Below are 18,343 nucleotides of genomic sequence, written 5' to 3' on the forward strand. Positions count from 1 at the left end.
CAGTGGGCGGCGGAAGTCGTTGATTTTCCAGCTGGGGCATCGCGCTGCGGAGCTCGCGGTGGGTTCCCCTGTGGTGACTCCAATCACCAGGTGGTGACTGAAGTCACCAGGGAGGGACCCTTTCAGGTGATTGGCGAAGTCGTGCCCCATCCACACGACCCACTCAACCTGGAAACTTCCAGTCGGTCCTCTCTGTTCTGAAGAAAATTCAACACGTCTCATCCAGTGATAAAGGCCGCTGGAAAGGAGAAGCGCCCCTCTGATTTGCAATTGAGGGTTGTTCTGGTGCATACTCGCGAGCCTCTTATTGAACGGACCATGACCCACAGCACCTCCACTCTCGAGCTGACCCTCCGCCCGGCGACGAACCGTGGCGTGCGTTCGCTCGTAGAGGTGCTCGTACTCGTCCTGGTAGCCGAGCTGCTCCTTGCGGTGCTTCTTGCGCAGGGGGCCGGGCCACCGTTCTGAGACTGGAGAGCATCCAGGCCTGAGCGAGAAGCCCTGCCCCCGAAACCGGTGGCAGGGCTTTTCGTTTTTCGGCGTCCTCAATCCCTCGTGGTTCGCAGTGGAGGCGCAATGACGAAAGCTGGCACGAGTCCCAAGATAGAGCAGATCCCCACGGGGCGCGGCGAGTCCTCGAGCGACTCCGCTCCCAAACCCCCCCAGAGCACGACGAAACGCACAGGAGCCGAGATTGTCTGGGACGTCCTCACCAGCGAAGGGGTCGACGTCGTCTTTGGCTACCCGGGTGGGGCCATCATGCCCATCTACAATGCCTTGCATCAGAGCGCGATCCGCCACGTCCTCGTGCGCCATGAGCAGGCGGCGGCCCACATGGCGGATGGTTACGCGAGAGCCTCGGGAAAGGTGGGCGTGTGCTTGGCCACGTCAGGTCCAGGGGCCACCAACCTGGTGACGGGCATTGCCACGGCGATGTTGGACTCCTCTCCCATCGTCTGCATCACCGGCCAGGTCCCCTCCTCTCTGCTGGGCAGTGACGCCTTCCAGGAACTCGACATCACGGGCGTCACCCTTCCCATCACCAAGCACAACTACCTGGTGACTCGGGCAGAGGACATCGCGCCCACCCTCCGGGAGGCCTTCTTCATCGCGCGCTCGGGCCGTCCCGGGCCCGTGCTTGTGGACATCACCAAGGATGCACAGCAGGCCTCCGCCGCCGTGGAGTCACAGCCGCGGGCCGTGCGGCTGCCCGGCTATCGCCCCGGGCATCACCCGTCGGCGGAGGACCTGGAGCGCGCCGCCGAGCTCATCGCCGCGGCCGAGCGGCCGCTCATCTTCGCCGGTCACGGTGTCCTCAAAGCCGAGGCCTCCTCGCTGCTGATGGAGTTGGTGGAGAAGACGGGCATTCCCGTGGCCAGCACGCTGCTCGGCCTGGGCGGCTTTCCGGCGACCCATCCGCTCAGCCTCGGGATGATGGGCATGCACGGAGAGGCCTGGGTCAACACCGCCATCCAGGAGTCCGACCTCCTGATTGCCCTGGGCATGCGCTTCGACGACCGCGTCACCGGCAACCTGAAGACGTATGCACGCAAGGCGCGAAAGATTCACATCGAGATTGACCCCTCTGAGATCAACAAGAACGTCCAGGTGGACGTCGCGCTGGCGGGGGACTTGCGCCGAACGCTCACGGACCTGCTCCCGCGCATCAAGCAGCGCACCTGCACCCCCTGGGTGAAGCACATCAATACCCTCAAGGGCAACTCGGCGGAGCGAGACATCCAGTATATGCCGCACCAAGGCAGGCTCCACGCGGCTCACGTCATTCATGACCTGTGGTGGCTGACCCAGGGCAAGGCCCTCATGGTCACCGACGTGGGCCAGCATCAGATGTGGGAGGCGCAGTACTACCGGCACGACCGCCCACGCCAGCTCATCACCTCCGGTGGGCTGGGGACCATGGGCTTCGCCTTGCCAGCCGCGATGGGCGCACACCTCGCCAAGCCGGGCGAGGAGGTCTGGGTGGTGGTGGGCGACGGCGGCTTTCAGATGTCGGCGGCCGAGCTGTCGACCTGTGCCCAGGAAGGCATCAAGCTCCACGTGGCCATCATCAACAATGGCTATCTCGGCATGGTGCGTCAGTTGCAGCAGTTCTTCTATGAGAACCGCTACACCGCCACCCCCCTGCGGAACCCGGACTTCGTGAAGCTCGCCGAAGCGCACGGCTTGACCGGCCTGCGCGTCACCCGGCGAGAGGAGATTCCGGAGGCAGTGGCACAGGCGCGGGCCAGCCCGTGCACCACCGTCATCGACTTCAGGGTGGAGCAGGAGGACAGCGTCTACCCCATGGTTCCATCGGGCGCGAACCTCGACGAGATGATCCGCCGTCCCCAGGACGAAAGCGAGTCCTGCGCCATCTCTTCATGGAGCAGCGGGGCCGTCTGAGGAAAACGCCATGAGCACATCCCTTCAACGGACCTTCATCGTTCACGTCGAAGATCGCCCCGGCGTCCTCAACCGTGTCATCTCGCTCTTCCGGCGCCGCGCTTACAACATCGACTCGCTCACGGTAGCACGCACCGAGCGCCCCGCCATCTCGCGCATCACCCTGGTGGTGGTCGTGGATGACCGCGAGGCGCGTCTGCTGGAAGCCAATCTCTACAAGCTCATCAACGTCCTCTACGTGGAGGATGTCACACATCAAGGACCGGCAGTTCGCGAGCTGGCCCTCATCAAGGTGCAAGCCAGTGAGCAGACCCGCCCACAGATTCTGCAGGTCTGTGAGGTGTTCCGCGCCCGCGCCATCGACGTGACGCCCTCGTCGCTGGTGGTGGAGCTCACCGGAACGCCTGACAAGATTGACGGGCTCATCGAGGTGCTGCGCCCCTCCGGAATCATCGAGTTGGTGCGTACCGGTGCCGTTGCGATGGCGAGAGGCTCTCAGTCTCCCCTCGCCAGCGTGCTGGAGCCGGAGCCCCCAGAGCAAGCCGCGTGAGCAGGCCCTGGCGCCGGAACAACAAGAACCCTTCGCATCACGAAGAGAGGCAACACGCATGGACTGTAAGTACATCTGGATGAACGGGAAGCTGATGGCCGCGGGCGAGGCGCAGATGAACTTCCTCACTCCCGCCACGCACTACGGCATGGCGGTGTTCGAGGGCATCCGCAGCTACCGCACGGCGAAGGGCCCCGCCATCTTCCGCCTCCGCGAGCACATCGAGCGGCTCCACAGGTCCGCGGCAATCCTGGGCTGGCGCGAGCTGCCCTTCTCCGTGGGGCAACTCATCGAGGCCAGCATCGAGACGGTCCGGGCCAATGGCCATGAGGAATGCTACATCCGCCCGCTCATCTACCTCGGCAGCGGCGGGTGGAACCTCAACATCGACAGTGGCCAGGCCCACGTCGGCATCGCCGTGTGGCCCTGGAATGCCTACCTCGGCGCGCAGGCCGCCGAGAAGGGCGTGCGCGCCAATGTCTCCTCGTTCACCCGTCACCACCCCAACGTGGTGATGACCAAGTCGAAGGTCGCGGGGAATTATCCCAACTCGGTGCTCGCCAAAACGGAGTCGGTCCGCCTGGGGTTCGACGAGGCGATCATGCTGGACACGCAGGGCATGGTGGCCGAGTGCACCGGTGAGAACATCTTCATCGTCCGGGGCAACCGGGTGATGACGCCTCCCGAAGGGCAGATCCTCGAGGGCATCACGCGGGACACGGTGATGATCCTGGCCCGAGAGATGGGCCTGGAAGTCAGCGCCCAGCCCATCTCACGTGACCAGCTCTACACGGCCGACGAGGTCTTCGTCACCGGGACGGCCGCTGAGGTCATCGGCCTGCGGGAGATCGACTTCCGCACCATCGGAAACGGTCGCACCGGCCCCATCACCCAGAAGATTCAGCAGGCCTACCACGCAGCCGTCCGGGGCGAGTTGCCGCGCGCCGCAGAGTGGCTGACCTACGTACCCAACAAGTAGCCATTTCCAGGAAAGGACAAGAGGCAAACGGATGAGCACGGAGAGCACAAAGGATCGCGTCGTCATCTTCGACACCACCCTGCGCGACGGCGAGCAGTCGCCCGGCGCCAGCATGAACGTGGCGCAGAAGCTCCAGGTGGCGCTCGCGCTTCGAGACCTGGGGGTGGACATCCTTGAGCTCGGCTTCCCGGTTGCTTCACAAGGGGACTTCGAGGCAGTGGCCACTGTGGCCGGCCAGGTGGAGGGACCCACGCTGTGCGCCCTGGCTCGCGCGAACAGAGAGGACATCGACCGGACCTGGGAGGCCCTTCGCGCGGCCAGGCGCCGTCGCCTCCACGTCTTCCTCGCCACCAGTCCCCTCCACCGCGAGTTCAAATTGAAACTGAGCCAGGAGGAGGTCCTCCGGCGCGCCGTGGAGGCCGTGCGCTACGCGCGCGAGCGCTTTGAGGACGTGCAGTTCTCCGCCGAAGACGCGGTGCGCACCGAGCCCGAGTTCCTCGCCGAGGTGGTGGAGCGTGTCATCGAGGCAGGCGCCACCACGGTCAACATCCCGGACACAGTGGGCTACGCGATGCCGGCCCAGTACGCCTCCCTCATCGCCTACCTCCGGCGCCACGTGCGCGGCATCGAGCGCGTCGTGTTGAGCGTCCACTGCCACAACGACCTCGGGCTGGCGGTGGCCAACAGTCTGGCCGCGGTGGTGGAAGGCGCGCGGCAGGTGGAGTGCACCATCAATGGCATCGGTGAGCGGGCGGGCAATTGCGCCCTGGAGGAGGTGGTGATGGCCCTGCGCACGCGCCATGACTTCTTCGGCGTGCAGACCGGCATCCGCACCGAGCGCCTCTACCCCACCAGCCGGCTGCTCTCCAACGTGACGGGCCTGCAGGTGCAACGGAACAAGGCGGTGGTGGGACAGAACGCCTTTGCCCACGAGGCGGGCATCCATCAGCACGGTGTGCTGATGCACCGAGGCACCTACGAAATCATGCGTGCCGAGGACGTGGGCTTCACCGGCAACAGCCTGGTGCTGGGCAAGCACAGTGGCCGCCATGTGCTGCGCCAGCGGGTCAAGGAGCTCGGCTATCAGCTGGACGGCCCGCAGATCGACAAGCTGTTCGAGGAGTTCAAGCGGCTGGCGGATCGCAAAAAGGAGGTCTTCGACGCGGATTTGGAGGCGCTCATCCAGGGGCACATCAGCCCTCGGGAGCAATCGACTTGGAAGCTGGAGACGCTCAGCTGCGTCTCCGGTGTGGGGACCGTCCCCTCAGCCACCGTCTGCCTGGAGCACTCCGATGGCCGTCGGGTCCGAGACGCCGCGTGCGGAGATGGGCCCGTGGACGCAGTCTTCAAGGCCGTTGAGCGCATCACCGGCCAGCAGGTCCGCCTGTGCCGCTACCAGGTCACGAGCGTCACCGACGGCGAGGATGCCCAGGGACACGTTGACCTGGAGGTGGAAGCAGGCACCCGCCGGTTCCGTGGCCGGGCCGTGAGCACCGACATCATCGTCGCGAGCGCCCGCGCCTTGCTCGACGCCCTCAACCGGGCGGCCAACACCACGAGCCCTCTCCCCATCTCCAGCCACGACGTCCCCTCCATGGAAGTGAGCGCGTGACATGAACACTCCAAGGCCACGGAACCTGTTCCAGAAGATCTGGGAGTCCCACCTCGTCCAGCCGGAGACAGCCGAGCTCCCTGCGATCCTCTACGTGGATCTCCACCTCGTGCACGAGGTGACCTCGCCCCAGGCCTTCAGCCAGCTGCGCGAGCGGGGCCTGCGCGTGCGGCGGCCAGAGCGAACCCTCGCCACCATGGATCACTCCACCCCGACCCTCCCACGGGACGTACGGGGCCACTTCCCCATGGCGGACGCGGAGGCGGCGGCGCAGCTCTCGCAACTGGAGGCCAATTGCCGCGAGTTCGGCGTGGAGTTGCATGCACTGGGCTCCGAGCGCCAGGGCATCGTCCACGTCATCGGGCCCGAGTTCGGTCTGACCCTGCCAGGCTCCACCATCGTGTGCGGCGATAGCCACACCAGCACCCACGGCGCCTTCGGCGCGCTGGCCTTCGGCATCGGCACCAGCGAGGTGGGGCACGTGCTGGCCACCCAGTGCCTGCTGCAGCGCCGACCGAAGACGATGGAGGTCCGTGTGGAGGGTCGCCTCCGCCCTGGCGTGAGCGCCAAGGACATCATCCTGGGCATCATTGCCCAGATGGGCGTGGGCGGTGGAACGGGCCACGTCATCGAGTACACCGGAAGCGCCATCCGCGGCCTCTCCATGGAGGAGCGGATGACGGTGTGCAACATGTCCATCGAGGCCGGTGCGCGCGCGGGCCTCATCGCCCCGGACGACACGACGTTCGAGTACCTCGCCCGCCGCCCGCGCGCTCCCCAGGGAGAGGCCTGGGACAGGGCGGTGGCGCACTGGCGCACGCTGCCCTCGGACCCGGACGCCACCTACGACGCGGTGGTGACGCTGAATGCCAACACGCTCGAGCCGATGCTCACGTACGGCACCCATCCCGGTATGGGGATTCCGGTCACCGGCACCGTGCCCGCCCCCCACCAGTTGACGGATGCAAGCGCCCGCGACTCACTGGAGCGTGCGCTGCGCTACATGGGGCTGACACCGGGACAGCGCCTGCTGGGCCAGCCCATCGACGTGGTGTTCATCGGCAGTTGCACCAATTCGCGGCTGTCGGACCTGCGCGCCGCGGCCCATGTCTTCCGTGGCCGCAAGGTGGACTCTCGCGTCCGTGCGCTCGTGGTGCCAGGCTCCCAGGAAGTCAAACGGGCCGCGGAGTCCGAGGGGCTGCACGACATCTTCCGCCAAGCGGGCGCGGAATGGCGGGAGCCCGGCTGCTCGATGTGCATCGCCATGAATGGGGACCAGGCCAGGCCCGGTCAGTACGTGGTGAGCACCAGCAATCGCAACTTCGAGGGACGACAGGGCAAGGGAAGCCGCACCTTCCTGGCCAGTCCCCTCACCGCCGCCGCCGCCGCCATCACCGGCAAGGTCACCGATCCCCGCGAGCTCTTGAGGTGAATCCCATGGAACCGATCCGCACACTGCGCTCGCACACCGTCGTCCTGGCGCAGCAGAACATCGACACCGATCAGATCATCCCCGCCCGCTTCCTCAAGATCACCCACCGCGAGGGCCTGGGCCGTTGGCTCTTCTCCGACTGGCGTTACCAGCCTGACGGCAGCCCCCGCCCGGACTTCATCCTCGAGCAGCCGGAGGCCCGAGGTGCCCAGGTGCTGGTGGCGGGAGACAACTTCGGCTGCGGCTCCTCGCGCGAACACGCTCCATGGGCCCTGGTGGACTGGGGCTTCCGCGCCGTCATCAGCTCCTCCATCGCAGACATCTTCTCGAACAACGCGATCAAGAACGGTCTGCTGCCGGTGCGGGTGGACGCCGAATTCCACCGCCGGCTGCTGGCCGAGCCGGGCTCGAAGGTGACCATTGATCTGGAGCACCGCACAGTGCGGCTCGCGGATGGAACGGAGGCGACGTTCCCCCTGGATCCCTTCGCCCGCTACTGCCTGATGAACGGGGTGGACGAGCTGGGCTTCCTGCTCAGCCAAGAAGAGGCCATCGCCCGCTTCGAGGAGGCCCGGTCATGAAGGCACTCATCGCGGTTCTTCCGGGAGACGGCATCGGCCCCGAGGTGGTGGAGCAGGGAACGCGCCTGCTGAAGGCGGTGGCCGAGCGCTTCAGCCACTCCTTCGAGCTGGTGGAAGCGCCCATGGGAGGAGCGGCCATCGACCTCACGGGCTCGCCGCTGCCTCCGGAGACGCTCGCCCTCTGCCAGCGGGCGGACGCGGTGCTGCTGGGCGCCGTGGGAGGACCCAAGTGGGACCCACCAGCGAAGGTGCGCCCGGAACAGGGGCTGCTCGCACTGCGCAAGGAACTGGGCCTCTTCGCCAACCTGCGACCCGTCACGCCCGTTCCCTCGCTCTACGACACCTCCACGCTCAAGCCCGAGGTGCTGCGCGGAGTGGACCTGTTGGTGGTGCGTGAGCTCACCGGTGGAATCTACTTCGGCGAAAAGCGCCGCGAGGAGGACCGGGCTTTCGATGCCTGCGTCTACACGGTGGACGAAGTGGTGCGGGTGGTTCGCGCCGCCGCTGTCCTGGCGCGGGCCCGCCGCAAGCGGCTCACCTCCGTGGACAAGGCCAACGTGCTGGAGACCTCGCGGCTGTGGCGCTCCGTGACGGAGCGGATCGTCAGCGAGGAATTCCCAGACATTGAGCTGAAACACATGCTGGTGGACGCCTGTGCCATGCATCTGATCAAACGTCCTGCCGACTTCGACGTCATCGTCACCGAGAACATGTTTGGCGACATCCTCACGGACGAGGCGGCCATGCTCTCGGGCTCTATCGGCATGCTGCCCTCGGCCTCGCTGGGTGCGAACCGACGCGGGCTGTACGAGCCCATTCACGGCTCCGCCCCAGACATCGCCGGCCGCGGGGTCGCCAACCCCTACGGGACGCTGCTGAGCGTGGCCATGCTGCTACGCCACTCGCTCGGGCTTGAGCAGGAGGCACGTGCGGTGGAGGCCGCGGTGGCTTCCTCCCTCGATGCCGGTGTCCTCACCGCCGATCTCTCGGCCCCGAGCACGCGTCCCGCGGGAACCCGGGAAGTGGGCGGGTCCGTGATCGACCGGCTTGGTGAGTGAGCACGAGCGTTCGTGCCGCCCTTCTCCTTCACGGCTTTTCAGGAGCCCTCATGCCTCGAGACACACGCCACAACAGCCGCGCCATTACCGAAGGATTCGAGCGTGCGCCCGCACGCGCCATGCTGAAGGCCATTGGCTTCACCGACGAGGATCTCTCCAAGCCCCTTATTGGCGTGGCCAACACCTGGACCGAGACAATGCCCTGCAACTTCCACCTCCGCCGCCTTGCGGAGAAGGTGAAGGAGGGCATCCGGGCCGCGGGCGGAACACCCATGGAGTTCAACACCATCTCGGTGAGTGATGGGGTGACCATGGGCACCGAGGGCATGCGGGCCTCGTTGGTGAGCCGTGAGGTCATCGCAGACTCCATCGAGCTGATGTGCCGCGGCCACATGTTCGACGCCGTGGTGACGCTGGTGGGCTGCGACAAGACCATTCCCGCCGCTGCCATGGCGGTGCTCCGTCTGAACCTCCCCTCGCTCATCCTCTACGGCGGCTCCATCGCCCCCGGTTGCTACCAGGGCAAAGACGTCACCGTGCAGGACATGTTCGAGGCCGTGGGTGCGGTGGCTGCCGGGAAGATGTCGCGCGAGGCGCTCGCGGAGATCGAGAACGTCGCGTGCCCGGGAGCTGGTGCCTGTGGCGGTCAGTACACCGCCAACACCATGGCACTGGCCATCGAGATGCTCGGACTTGCGCCGGTGGGGTACGCCACCATTCCCGCGGAGGATGCACGCAAGGACGCGGCGAGCGTCGCCGCGGGCCAGCTCATCATGGACGTGCTCCAGCGTGATGCGCGTCCTCGAGACGTCGTGACGCGCTCCTCGTTCGACAATGCCATCGCGGCAGTGGCGGCCACAGGAGGCTCGACCAACGCGGTACTGCACCTGCTCGCACTGGCGGGGGAGATGGGCGTGCCGCTCGCCCTGAAGGACTTCGACGAGGTGAGCCGGCGCACGTCACTCCTCGCAGATCTCAAGCCGGGCGGCCGTTTCACCGCGGTGGACATGGACCGTGCCGGAGGTGTGCCGCTGCTGGCCCAGCGGTTGATCGCAGGCGGCTTCATGGACGGGAGCGCCCGTACCATCGAGGGACGCACCTGGGCCGAGTACTCGGTCAGCGCCTCCGAGCCGGCAGGACAGCGAGTCATCCGACCCCTGAGCGAGCCCATCCGCTCCACGGGCGGATTGGTCATCCTGCATGGCAACCTCGCCCCGGAAGGCTGTGTGGTGAAGATGTCGGGGCATGAGCGCAGCCACCACCGGGGACCCGCCTGGGTTTTTGACCGCGAGGAAGACGCCTTCGCGGCGGTGAAGGAGCGCCGCATCCAGCCCGGTGCTGTGGTGGTCATCCGCTACGAGGGACCGCGCGGCGGCCCGGGCATGCGCGAGATGTTGGGAGTCACCGCGGCGCTCGTGGGCCAGGGCCTGGGCGACTCCGTGGCACTCCTCACCGATGGGCGCTTCAGCGGAGCCACCCGCGGCCTGATGGTGGGCCACGTAGCCCCCGAGGCAGCCGTGGGCGGCCCGCTCGCGGCGGTTCGTGACGGCGACATCATCACCATCGACGTCGAAGCCCGGCAGCTGTCCGTGGACCTCACCGCGGAGCAGCTCGCCGAGCGCCTGCGAGGCTTCCGCCCTCCTCCGCCCCGCTACACCTCGGGAGTCTTCGCGAAGTACGCCGCCCTCGTGTCCTCGGCCTCCGAAGGCGCGATGACGCGACCCCCTCAACCTGAGACCACCTCCCAGGCACCCTCCGCCGAGCGGCGGAAGGTGGCCGCAGTTCCCTAGTACCGCCCCACCCCACCCCACCCACTCAAGGACCGCACGAATGACCACCATCTATTACGACAAGGATGCCTCCCTCGAGCCCATTCACGCCCGCAAGGTCGCGATCATCGGCTATGGCAGCCAGGGACACGCTCACGCCCTCAACCTCAAGGAGTCCGGCGTGGAGGTGCGGGTGGGGCTGCATGCGGCCAGCCGCTCGCGCGCCAAGGCCGAAGCAGCGGGCCTCAAGGTGGCCTCCGTGGCCGAGGCAGCCCAGTGGGCCGACCTCATCATGATCCTGGCCCCGGATCAGACCCAGAAGCAGATCTACGACGCGGACATCGCGCCCCACCTCACCCGGGGCAAAGCCTTGTTCTTCGCCCACGGCTTCAACATCCACTACGGGCAGATCCGCCCGCCAGAGGACGTGGATGTGCTGCTCATCGCCCCGAAGTCACCCGGGCACCTGGTGCGCCGCCTCTACCAGGAGGGCAAGGGGACTCCCGCGCTCATCGCGGTGCACCAGGACGCCACCGGCAAGGCCAAGGCGCTTGGTATGTCCTACGCGCGAGCCCTGGGCACGACACGAGCCGGCCTGCTGGAAACCACATTCAAGGAAGAGACCGAGACCGACCTCTTCGGTGAGCAGGCGGTGCTCTGCGGGGGTGTCACCGCGCTCGTCCAGGCCGGCTTCGACACGCTGGTGGAAGCGGGTTACCAGCCGGAGAGCGCCTACTTCGAGTGCTTGCATGAGCTCAAGCTCATCGTGGACCTCATGTACGAGGGCGGCATGGGCTGGATGCGCCACTCCATCAGCGACACCGCCGAGTACGGTGACTACACGCGCGGACCGCGCCTCATCAACGAGTCGGTGCGCGCGGAGATGCGAAAGGTCCTCAAGGAAATCCAGACAGGCGTCTTCGCGCGCGAGTGGATCCTCGAGAACCAGGCGGGTCGTCCGGTGTTCGACAAGCTGCGCGAGCAGGGCCGGCAGCATCCCATCGAGGATGTGGGCCGCCGTCTTCGCGAGATGATGTCTTGGATTCGTGAGACGAAGAAGGATTCGAGCGATCCCTCCTCGCGCTGAGAAACGCCGACGGAGCGGGAGGGGTTGCGGCACCGGGCCACGGCCCACCTCTCGCCCGTCTTCTTCTTGTGCACGGCGAAGTACCCGGATTCACTCGCGATTTCACTGAATCCACGTGCCGTCCCAGGCTGGGGTCACCCCTGGTCAAGAGAGGGTGACAGTCCGGACTTGACTGACGGCTGTCCGACAATCGAGAACGCGCACGCACCAGAGGGGAGCCCCCATGACGCGTAAGCCGCTGTTCCTCGTCGCCGTTCTCGCCGTCCTGCTGTCGTCGTCCAACGCCTCCGCCGGAGTGTGGTTCGAACTCCTGCACGCCCCCTGCTGGACGGGCGACGAGAGCAACATCGCCCATGACAACGGAGCCATCGGCCGTTACCGGGGCTCCGTCGACTGCTTCAACAAGGACTTCAACGGTGGGGGCTCCCGTACCACGCTGAGCATCAAGGCCTTCCAGGCGTGGGAGTTCGGGACGATGTTCCTCTATTACGACATCACCGGCCCCTTCAACAGCGCCATCGCCGACGTGGCAACCCTCAACGAGAAGGGCGGCTTCTTCGGCGGCATCACGCTGACGCTGTCGGGCAAGTACTTCAGCGAGCGGCTCCTGCAGCGGCAGCTGGACTGGGGTCCGCTCACCAACATCTCCTTCAAGTACGAGGCGGAGCACGTCGCCAAGTTCGGCATGCTGAGCTACTACGGCATCCAGTGGGACCTCGCCGTGCCGGGCATGGACTTCGTGACGGCCACCACGGTGGTCCGCGACGACTACATGTTCCGCGGCGTGGACTTCCAGGTGGGCGCCGCCTGGCAGAAGTCCTTCTCGCTGGGCAGCCAGGACTTCAAGTTCCTCGGCTTCTTCCAGCTCGGCCTCTTCGGTGAGGGCGTGCACCGGCGGGATCCCCTGCAGAAGGGCAACCGCTTCTTCCTCGCTCAGCCCCAGCTCCTGTGGGACCTCGGCAAGACCATTACCTTCACCCCGGACAAGCTGCTCATCGGCGCCGAGTACCAGATCGCCTTCAACCGCTACCTCATCCAGAACAAGACGGAGAACGTGCTCCAGGGCATGATCCGCTGGAACATCTGAGCCAGAGCGCTCGGAGTTGAAGCCAAAGGGCTCGGAGCCGCGCATCGGTTCCGGGCCCTTCGCTTTTCCGCCCTCCCCTCACCCACCTGCGACCCGAGGCCGGGCCTGCATCCGCTGCTCGTGTTCGAGCAGCCACTGCTTGGTGGGCACGCCCCCCGCGTACCCGGTGAGCTTCCCGTCCGTGCCCACGACCCGATGGCACGGGACGATGATGGAGATGGGGTTCCTCCCATTCGCGGCCCCCACGGCTCGCGCCGCGCTCGCCCTTCCGAGGCAGCGTGCAAGCTCTCCGTAAGACCGAGTGACGCCCAACGGAATCTCCCGGAGCAACGCCCAGACGCTCTTCTGAAAGGGCGTCCCGACCGGATCGAGCGGAACATCGAAGGACATGCGCTCGCCCGCGAAGTACTCCTCCAACTGGCGTCGCGCGGCCTCGAGTACCGGGTGGTCCTCCCGCTCACTCGCGACGAGCACCGGCGCTCCCTTGTGGTTCTCCATATAAATGGCCGTGAGCGCTCCTTCCGTGGCGTAGAGCCGGAGGGGGCCCACGGGGCTCTTCATCGTCGTGGTGTACAGCGTCATCCGCCTGCTCCTTCGGAGAGAGAAGTCCAGAGGTGTATCGCCGCGTAGGAGCGCCAGGGCCGCCAAGCCTCGGCACGCTCGGCGGCAGCCTTCGCCGTGACCCCCCCGAGCGCCTTGCGAATACCGAGATCGCTCGCGGGGAAGGCATCGGGCCAGCGCAGGGCCCGCATCGCGACATAGTGCGCCGTCCAGGCCCCGATGCCCGGCAGCGCCTCGAGTCCCGCCATCGTCTTGTCGACGTCGGCGTGCCGATCCAACCGCACGGAGCCTTCCGCGACAGCCCGCGCCACCGCCAGGAGGCTCCTCGCGCGCGCACCGGGCATTCCCAGCGTCGCGATGTCGCCCTCCGTCGCCGCCGCCAGCGTCTCCGGCAGGGGGAAGAGCCGTGAGCACTCCGCATGCGGACTGTCGACGGGCTCGCCCAAGCGCGCGACGAGCCTCCCGCTCAGCGTGGTCGCTGCCCGGACAGACACCTGCTGTCCGAGGATGGCACGCACCGTCATCTCGAAGGGATCAAAGGCCCCCAGCACACGCAGGCCCGGGTGGACCCGCACCCACTTCCCGAGAAGCTCGTCGCGCCCGAGACACTCCGCGATGACCTCCGGCTGCGCGTCGAGGTCGAACAGCGCACGCAACCGCGAGGCCACCTGCATCAGCACGCCCGCCAGCGAGAGCGAGACCTCGGCCAGCAGCGCCGGGCGCTTGGGATCGTGCCGGACGACGAGCCAGCCTGTCCTTCCACCCAGGCGCACCGTGCGCCGGTAGTCGGAGTCCCCCACGTGCTCGACCCCCGGAATGGCCCGTCCACGCAGGAATCGTAGGATCTGCTCCCAGTCGAGCGGCGGGCGGTAGTCCAGCCGGAGGACGAGCGAGCGTGCGCCCTCCCCCTCGCTCCCCCTGCGCCGCAATTCCGAGGGTGGCCTGCCGAAGCGCGACTGGAAGAGCGCGTTGAAGCGCCGGACGCTCTGGAAGCCACTGGCGAAGGCAATCTCTGCCAGCGGAAGCGACGTGTCCTGCAGGAGCTGCTTGGCCAGCGCGAGCCGCCTCGATTGGGCCAACTCCACAGGTGAGACGCCGAGCTCGGTCTCCATCGCCCGGCGCAAGTGCCGGCTGGTGACGCCCAGCTCCGATGCAAGCTCATCGATTGAGGACTCGTTGAGGAATCCCCCCTCGATGCGAGAGACCGCGGCTGCGACGAGCCTGGGCACGGAGTCCACCGGCGCACTGCCCGGAGCCAGCTCGGGGCGGCACAGGAGGCACGCGCGGAACCCCGCCCCTTCGGCCTCTGCGGCCGTCCGGTAGAAGGCGCACCGCTCCTGACGGGGCGTCCTCGCCGTGCACACCGGCCGGCAGTAGATGCCCGTCGTCGACACTCCGACGAAGAAGAGTCCGTCGAAGCGCCGGTCTCGCGCGGACAGGGCTCGGTAACAGGTTTCGGCTTCCAGCGTGTTCATCACGGGGCTTTCGTAGCGTGGTGGCCCGCCCCTGTCTGGCCGTTTTCGGACCTGACCGCGAAAATCGGGTCACGGACGCCCGCCCACCTCCGCCACCCACATCGGCCGCACGAGGCCTGGCTGGGTGGGATGCCGGGAGCATCCAGCCCCACTTTTTTGAGATGGCGGCCGAGCCAGCCCCTCTTCCTCATAACCCCCCTTAGAAGGAGACACCCTTGAGGACTCTCAGATTCGTCACATCCCTGGCCTTGGCAGGCGCGCTTTCCGCCTGTGGCGAAGGCATCCCGGCCGAGGCGCCCGAGCTCGACTCCGTCGAGTCCGCGCTGGACTGCGCCGCCCTGAGCGCCCCCGTGTATCACCGCATCCGGCCGACGACGGGTGACAGCCTCTACACGACCAACGCGAACGAGGCGGCCAACGCCAATACCACCTACGGCTACACCGATGACCGCGGCGTGGCCTTCCACGCCACCCGCGCCACGGGGACGGGGCTGTCCCCCGTCTACCGCATCTACAGCCCGAGCCGGGGCGAGCACTTCTGGACCATCGACGCGACGGAGAAGCAGAACCTCGTGAGCACGGGAGGCTTCACCACCGACGAGGGCATCGGCTTCTACGCCTCGAAGACGGCGGCTCCGTGCCTCGTCCCCGTGTACCGCTACTCCCACACGACGCTCAAGAAGCACCGCTTCGCCACCACCGAGGCCGAGCGCAACAGCCTGAGCGCCGCCGGGTGGGTCGACGAGGGCATCAAGCTCTACGCCGCGCCTTCCTCCACCCAGCCCGTCGACACGAAGTTCACCCTGGTCGTCATCCCGGACACGCAGAACGAGGTCGTCAACAACTCGACCCTCATCGACCACCGCATGCAGTGGCTCGCCGACAACAAGTCCGCACTCGACATCCGCTTCGTGGTGCAGACCGGCGACCTGATGAACTGGGACACGCCCGACCACATCCAGTACGAGCGCGCCAGCAATGCGCTCAAGCGGCTGGAAACCGCCGGAATGCCCTTCGCGCTCGCCATTGGAAATCATGACACGGCGGCCACCTGCACGGGCGGCGGTGCCTGCCCCGGTAACGTGAACACCAACCTGCGCAACACCACCACGTTCAACACGTACTTCCCGACGACGCGGTTCAAGGCGCTCGCTGGCGTGTACGAGACGGGGAAGAGCGACAACGCCTATCACACGTTCACGGCGGGTGGCCTGAACTGGCTCGTGCTCAACCTGGAGTTGTGGGCCCGCACGGGCGCGGTCAACTGGGCAAAGACGGTGCTGGCCCAGCACCCCAACCACAATGTCATCGTCATCACCCACTCGCACCAGACAAGCAGCGGCAGCATCGAGCAGAGCAACGGGGGCTATGGCAACAACAGCCCCCAGTACGTGTTCGACAACGCGCTCAAGCTGTACCCCAACGTGCGGTTCATCTTCTCCGGCCACGTGGGCACCTCGGCCTATCGCGAGGCCACCGGCACCCAGGGCAACAAGCTCTACCAGATCCTGACGACCTACCATGACTCGACGACGAACCCGACGCGGCTGATCGAGATCGACACCGCCGCGAACACCTTCTCCACGCGCGTGTACTCGCCCTACACGAACGCGGAGAAGCAGGACGGCTCGAAGTTCACCATCAGCAACGTCTCCTGGGTCCGCTAGGGCAGTAGCCGGGGCCGGAAGCAGCGAGTCCGGCCCCGGGCCGCGCGTCACAGGCCCGCGTCGCGGGCGAGCAGCTGTCATCGCTGAGCTTGAACGCTAGCGTCTCGGTTCCTCCGTGCTCGAGTGTGCATGCGATTGCCTTCAGGCGGTGTCAGCCCCATCTGGCTCCTCTGGCCTCGTTGAAACATCCCGGCGCACTGCTCCCGAAGGACTAGAGGAAGGTTTGCCTTTTTTCGGGTTAAATAAATCGACCGCGCCTTCCGATGGCATCCAGCCGACGCTTTCTGGAATCCAGGCCTTCTCAAGATTCCATGATTCGCACGTTTTGCTTGCTAGCTTCGAGATTGTTGTTCCATAATCCACTGCAGTCTTGCCCCTCACCGAGCGCCACTCAAGCGGCGCGGTCGAGGCGGCTTCGCCCGCAGGGAAATACAAACATGAAGAATACAAAGCTCAACGCGCTCTCCACCGTGACGGCGTTGTTCGCCAGTATCGCCACCCTGAACGGCCTGCCGACCACCGCCGAGGCCGCTTCCGCCGGCAAGAGCGTGACCGCACCAGAAGTGTCGCCGGACATGCTTAACGCAATGCGCCGAGACCTGAAGGGCACCGAGGAGCAGTTGATGCGCCGGCTGAACTTCGAGGCGAAGGCGCCCTCCCTGGAGCGGGGCCTGCGTGAGCAGCTGGGCGACAGCTTCGGCGGAGCCTGGTTGAACGAGGAGGGCACCCAGCTCATCGTCGGCGTCACCGATGAGGCCAGCGCCGCGCGCGTTCGCCGAGCCGGAGCCGAGCCCCGGCTCGTCAAGCACAGCAAGGCGCGGCTGGATCAGATCATGGAGGAGCTGAACCGCAACGCCCACAACGCGCCCGACTCGGTCTACGCCTGGTACGTGGACGTCGCCTCCAACAGCGTGGTGGTGCTGGCCGAGAACAACACGAGCCTGATGGCCTCGCGCGCCCAGTCGTTTGCCGCCCTGAGCAGCGGCGCGAAGGACGGGGCGCTCCGCGTGGAGCACTCCGCCCAGGCCCCGCGCCCGGCATACGACGTGCGCGGCGGCGAGGTCTACTTCACCGGCACCGGTGCCGGTGGCTCCTATTCCGCCTGCTCGGTCGGCTTCTCCGTGCGCGGCGGCTTCGTCACCGCGGGACACTGTGGCGGTGCGGGCATCCCCACCCTCGGCCACAACTGGCAGGCCATGGGCACCGTCCGGGCGTCGGTCTGGCCCGGCAATGACTGGGCGTGGGTGGCAACCAACTCCTCGTGGACGCCGCAGCCCTGGGTGTACAACCACAACAACGGCAACGTCCTGGTTCAGGGCTCCAACCCGGCCAGCATCGGCGCGTCCATCTGCCGCTCCGGTAACACGACCGGCTGGCGGTGCGGAACGCTCCTGGCCACGAACGTCACCGTCAACTACTCCGCTGGCCCCGTCTATGGCCTGTCCACGACCGACGCGTGCGCCGACCCCGGTGACTCGGGTGGCGCGGTCCTCTCCGGCAACCAGGCGCAGGGCGTGACCTCGGGCATCGCGGGCGGCTGCGCCAACGGCAACCCTCCCCGGACGTTCTTCCAGCCCGTCAACCCCATCCTCAACGCCTATGGCCTCTCGCTCGTCACGAGCGGCGGCGGCGGCAGCACCGGGTCGTTCGTCTCGCGGATGAACGGCAAGTGCATCGATGTACCCAATGCCAACTTCGCCGATGGCGTCCAGCTTCAGATGTGGACCTGCAATAACACCAACGCCCAGAGGTTCACCTGGGACGGCGCCCGGCTGAAGATTGGTGGCTTGTGCATGGACGTGGCTGGGGCCTCGACGGCCAACGGCACCCGCATCCAGCTCGCCTACTGCAATGGCAACCGCGCCCAGGACTTCACGCTGAGCCCCGCGGGTGACCTGGTCAGCTACCTCGCCGACAAGTGCGTGGACATCGAGGGGTTCAACGCCAACGACGGCGCCAAGCTGAGCATCTACACCTGCACCGGCACCTCGAACCAGAAGTGGGATTTCCGCTAACCCCACCCTGTTGGCTACCGGATTCACCGCGCGGCCAGGCTTCAACGGCATCTAGAGCCCCGCCTGG

Annotated in this window: 14 protein-coding genes; 12 read left to right on the top strand and 2 right to left on the bottom strand. The window is 66.7% G+C overall.

The window, feature by feature from the left end; all coding sequences use genetic code 11:
* Positions 1 to 576: 576 nt before the first annotated feature.
* The 10 genes from ilvB to F0U60_RS38585 all read left to right on the top strand — a co-directional run bounded on the left by ilvB (position 577) and on the right by F0U60_RS38585 (position 12,558).
* Entirely contained in the window at positions 577 to 2,403 is a 1,827-nt protein-coding gene (gene ilvB, locus F0U60_RS38540) for a biosynthetic-type acetolactate synthase large subunit (protein ID WP_395807171.1), read from the top strand.
* A 10-nt stretch (positions 2,404 to 2,413) separates the two neighbouring features.
* Positions 2,414 to 2,953, top strand: coding sequence for an acetolactate synthase small subunit (gene ilvN / locus F0U60_RS38545; RefSeq protein WP_395807173.1), 540 nt, complete (start codon positions 2,414 to 2,416; stop codon positions 2,951 to 2,953).
* Positions 2,954 to 3,011: 58 nt separating this feature from the next.
* Positions 3,012 to 3,932, top strand: coding sequence for a branched-chain amino acid transaminase (locus F0U60_RS38550; protein ID WP_395807175.1), 921 nt, complete (start codon positions 3,012 to 3,014; stop codon positions 3,930 to 3,932).
* Positions 3,933 to 3,963: 31 nt separating this feature from the next.
* Positions 3,964 to 5,544 (top strand): 2-isopropylmalate synthase, encoded by a 1,581-nt coding sequence (locus F0U60_RS38555; RefSeq protein WP_395807177.1) that lies wholly within the window; start codon positions 3,964 to 3,966, stop codon positions 5,542 to 5,544.
* Between the two features lies 1 nt (position 5,545).
* Positions 5,546 to 6,976 carry a 3-isopropylmalate dehydratase large subunit gene (leuC, locus tag F0U60_RS38560; RefSeq protein WP_395807179.1) on the top strand — a complete coding sequence of 477 codons (1,431 nt, stop codon included), beginning with the start codon at positions 5,546 to 5,548 and terminating at the stop codon, positions 6,974 to 6,976.
* A gap of 5 nt (positions 6,977 to 6,981) precedes the next feature.
* Complete coding sequence (leuD, locus tag F0U60_RS38565) at positions 6,982 to 7,557, top strand: 3-isopropylmalate dehydratase small subunit (protein WP_395807181.1); 576 nt, start codon at positions 6,982 to 6,984, stop codon at positions 7,555 to 7,557.
* Positions 7,554 to 8,615: a 3-isopropylmalate dehydrogenase gene (gene leuB / locus F0U60_RS38570; RefSeq protein ID WP_395807183.1), complete on the top strand. Its 1,062-nt coding sequence runs from the start codon at positions 7,554 to 7,556 to the stop codon at positions 8,613 to 8,615. Before leuD ends, leuB begins: the two co-directional genes overlap by 4 nt.
* Before the next feature lie 50 nt (positions 8,616 to 8,665).
* Positions 8,666 to 10,405 carry a dihydroxy-acid dehydratase gene (ilvD, locus tag F0U60_RS38575; protein WP_395807185.1) on the top strand — a complete coding sequence of 580 codons (1,740 nt, stop codon included), beginning with the start codon at positions 8,666 to 8,668 and terminating at the stop codon, positions 10,403 to 10,405.
* A gap of 40 nt (positions 10,406 to 10,445) precedes the next feature.
* Complete coding sequence (gene ilvC, locus F0U60_RS38580; RefSeq protein ID WP_395807187.1) at positions 10,446 to 11,471, top strand: ketol-acid reductoisomerase; 1,026 nt, start codon at positions 10,446 to 10,448, stop codon at positions 11,469 to 11,471.
* Positions 11,472 to 11,694: 223 nt separating this feature from the next.
* Positions 11,695 to 12,558, top strand: a complete 864-nt coding sequence (locus tag F0U60_RS38585; RefSeq protein ID WP_395807189.1) for a hypothetical protein — start codon at positions 11,695 to 11,697, stop codon at positions 12,556 to 12,558.
* A gap of 78 nt (positions 12,559 to 12,636) precedes the next feature.
* Here the strand turns inward: F0U60_RS38585 and F0U60_RS38590 are convergent, their stop codons facing one another.
* Both F0U60_RS38590 and F0U60_RS38595 read right to left on the bottom strand, forming a co-directional pair.
* The gene (locus tag F0U60_RS38590) at positions 12,637 to 13,140 is read right to left on the bottom strand and encodes a methylated-DNA--[protein]-cysteine S-methyltransferase (RefSeq protein ID WP_395807191.1); all 504 of its coding nucleotides are present in this window, start codon (positions 13,138 to 13,140) and stop codon (positions 12,637 to 12,639) included.
* Positions 13,137 to 14,594, bottom strand: coding sequence for an AlkA N-terminal domain-containing protein (locus tag F0U60_RS38595; RefSeq protein ID WP_395807193.1), 1,458 nt, complete (start codon positions 14,592 to 14,594; stop codon positions 13,137 to 13,139). The genes F0U60_RS38590 and F0U60_RS38595 overlap by 4 nt, the downstream gene beginning before the upstream one ends.
* A 215-nt stretch (positions 14,595 to 14,809) precedes the next feature.
* Here F0U60_RS38595 and F0U60_RS38600 point away from each other — a divergent pair, with 215 nt between their 5' ends.
* Positions 14,810 to 16,261 carry a metallophosphoesterase gene (locus tag F0U60_RS38600; RefSeq protein ID WP_395807195.1) on the top strand — a complete coding sequence of 484 codons (1,452 nt, stop codon included), beginning with the start codon at positions 14,810 to 14,812 and terminating at the stop codon, positions 16,259 to 16,261.
* A gap of 437 nt (positions 16,262 to 16,698) precedes the next feature.
* Entirely contained in the window at positions 16,699 to 18,276 is a 1,578-nt protein-coding gene (locus F0U60_RS38605) for a ricin-type beta-trefoil lectin domain protein (protein WP_395807197.1), read from the top strand.
* Positions 18,277 to 18,343 lie beyond the last annotated feature (67 nt).

Origin of the sequence: Archangium minus (assembly GCF_044360475.1) — a bacterium.
Lineage (GTDB): Bacteria > Myxococcota > Myxococcia > Myxococcales > Myxococcaceae > Archangium > Archangium minus.

Bases quoted from the DNA above. Each gene is read 5' to 3' on its own strand.
- ilvD (WP_395807185.1), top strand. From the start codon at position 8,666: ATGCCTCGAGACACACGCCACAACAGCCGCGCCATTACCGAAGGATTC.
- F0U60_RS38550 (WP_395807175.1), top strand. From the start codon at position 3,012: ATGGACTGTAAGTACATCTGGATGAACGGGAAGCTGATGGCCGCGGGC.
- F0U60_RS38590 (WP_395807191.1), bottom strand. From the start codon at position 13,140: ATGACGCTGTACACCACGACGATGAAGAGCCCCGTGGGCCCCCTCCGG.
- F0U60_RS38585 (WP_395807189.1), top strand. From the start codon at position 11,695: ATGACGCGTAAGCCGCTGTTCCTCGTCGCCGTTCTCGCCGTCCTGCTG.
- ilvC (WP_395807187.1), top strand. From the start codon at position 10,446: ATGACCACCATCTATTACGACAAGGATGCCTCCCTCGAGCCCATTCAC.
- F0U60_RS38595 (WP_395807193.1), bottom strand. From the start codon at position 14,594: ATGAACACGCTGGAAGCCGAAACCTGTTACCGAGCCCTGTCCGCGCGA.
- ilvN (WP_395807173.1), top strand. From the start codon at position 2,414: ATGAGCACATCCCTTCAACGGACCTTCATCGTTCACGTCGAAGATCGC.
- ilvB (WP_395807171.1), top strand. From the start codon at position 577: ATGACGAAAGCTGGCACGAGTCCCAAGATAGAGCAGATCCCCACGGGG.
- F0U60_RS38555 (WP_395807177.1), top strand. From the start codon at position 3,964: ATGAGCACGGAGAGCACAAAGGATCGCGTCGTCATCTTCGACACCACC.
- leuB (WP_395807183.1), top strand. From the start codon at position 7,554: ATGAAGGCACTCATCGCGGTTCTTCCGGGAGACGGCATCGGCCCCGAG.
- leuD (WP_395807181.1), top strand. From the start codon at position 6,982: ATGGAACCGATCCGCACACTGCGCTCGCACACCGTCGTCCTGGCGCAG.
- F0U60_RS38605 (WP_395807197.1), top strand. From the start codon at position 16,699: ATGAAGAATACAAAGCTCAACGCGCTCTCCACCGTGACGGCGTTGTTC.
- leuC (WP_395807179.1), top strand. From the start codon at position 5,546: ATGAACACTCCAAGGCCACGGAACCTGTTCCAGAAGATCTGGGAGTCC.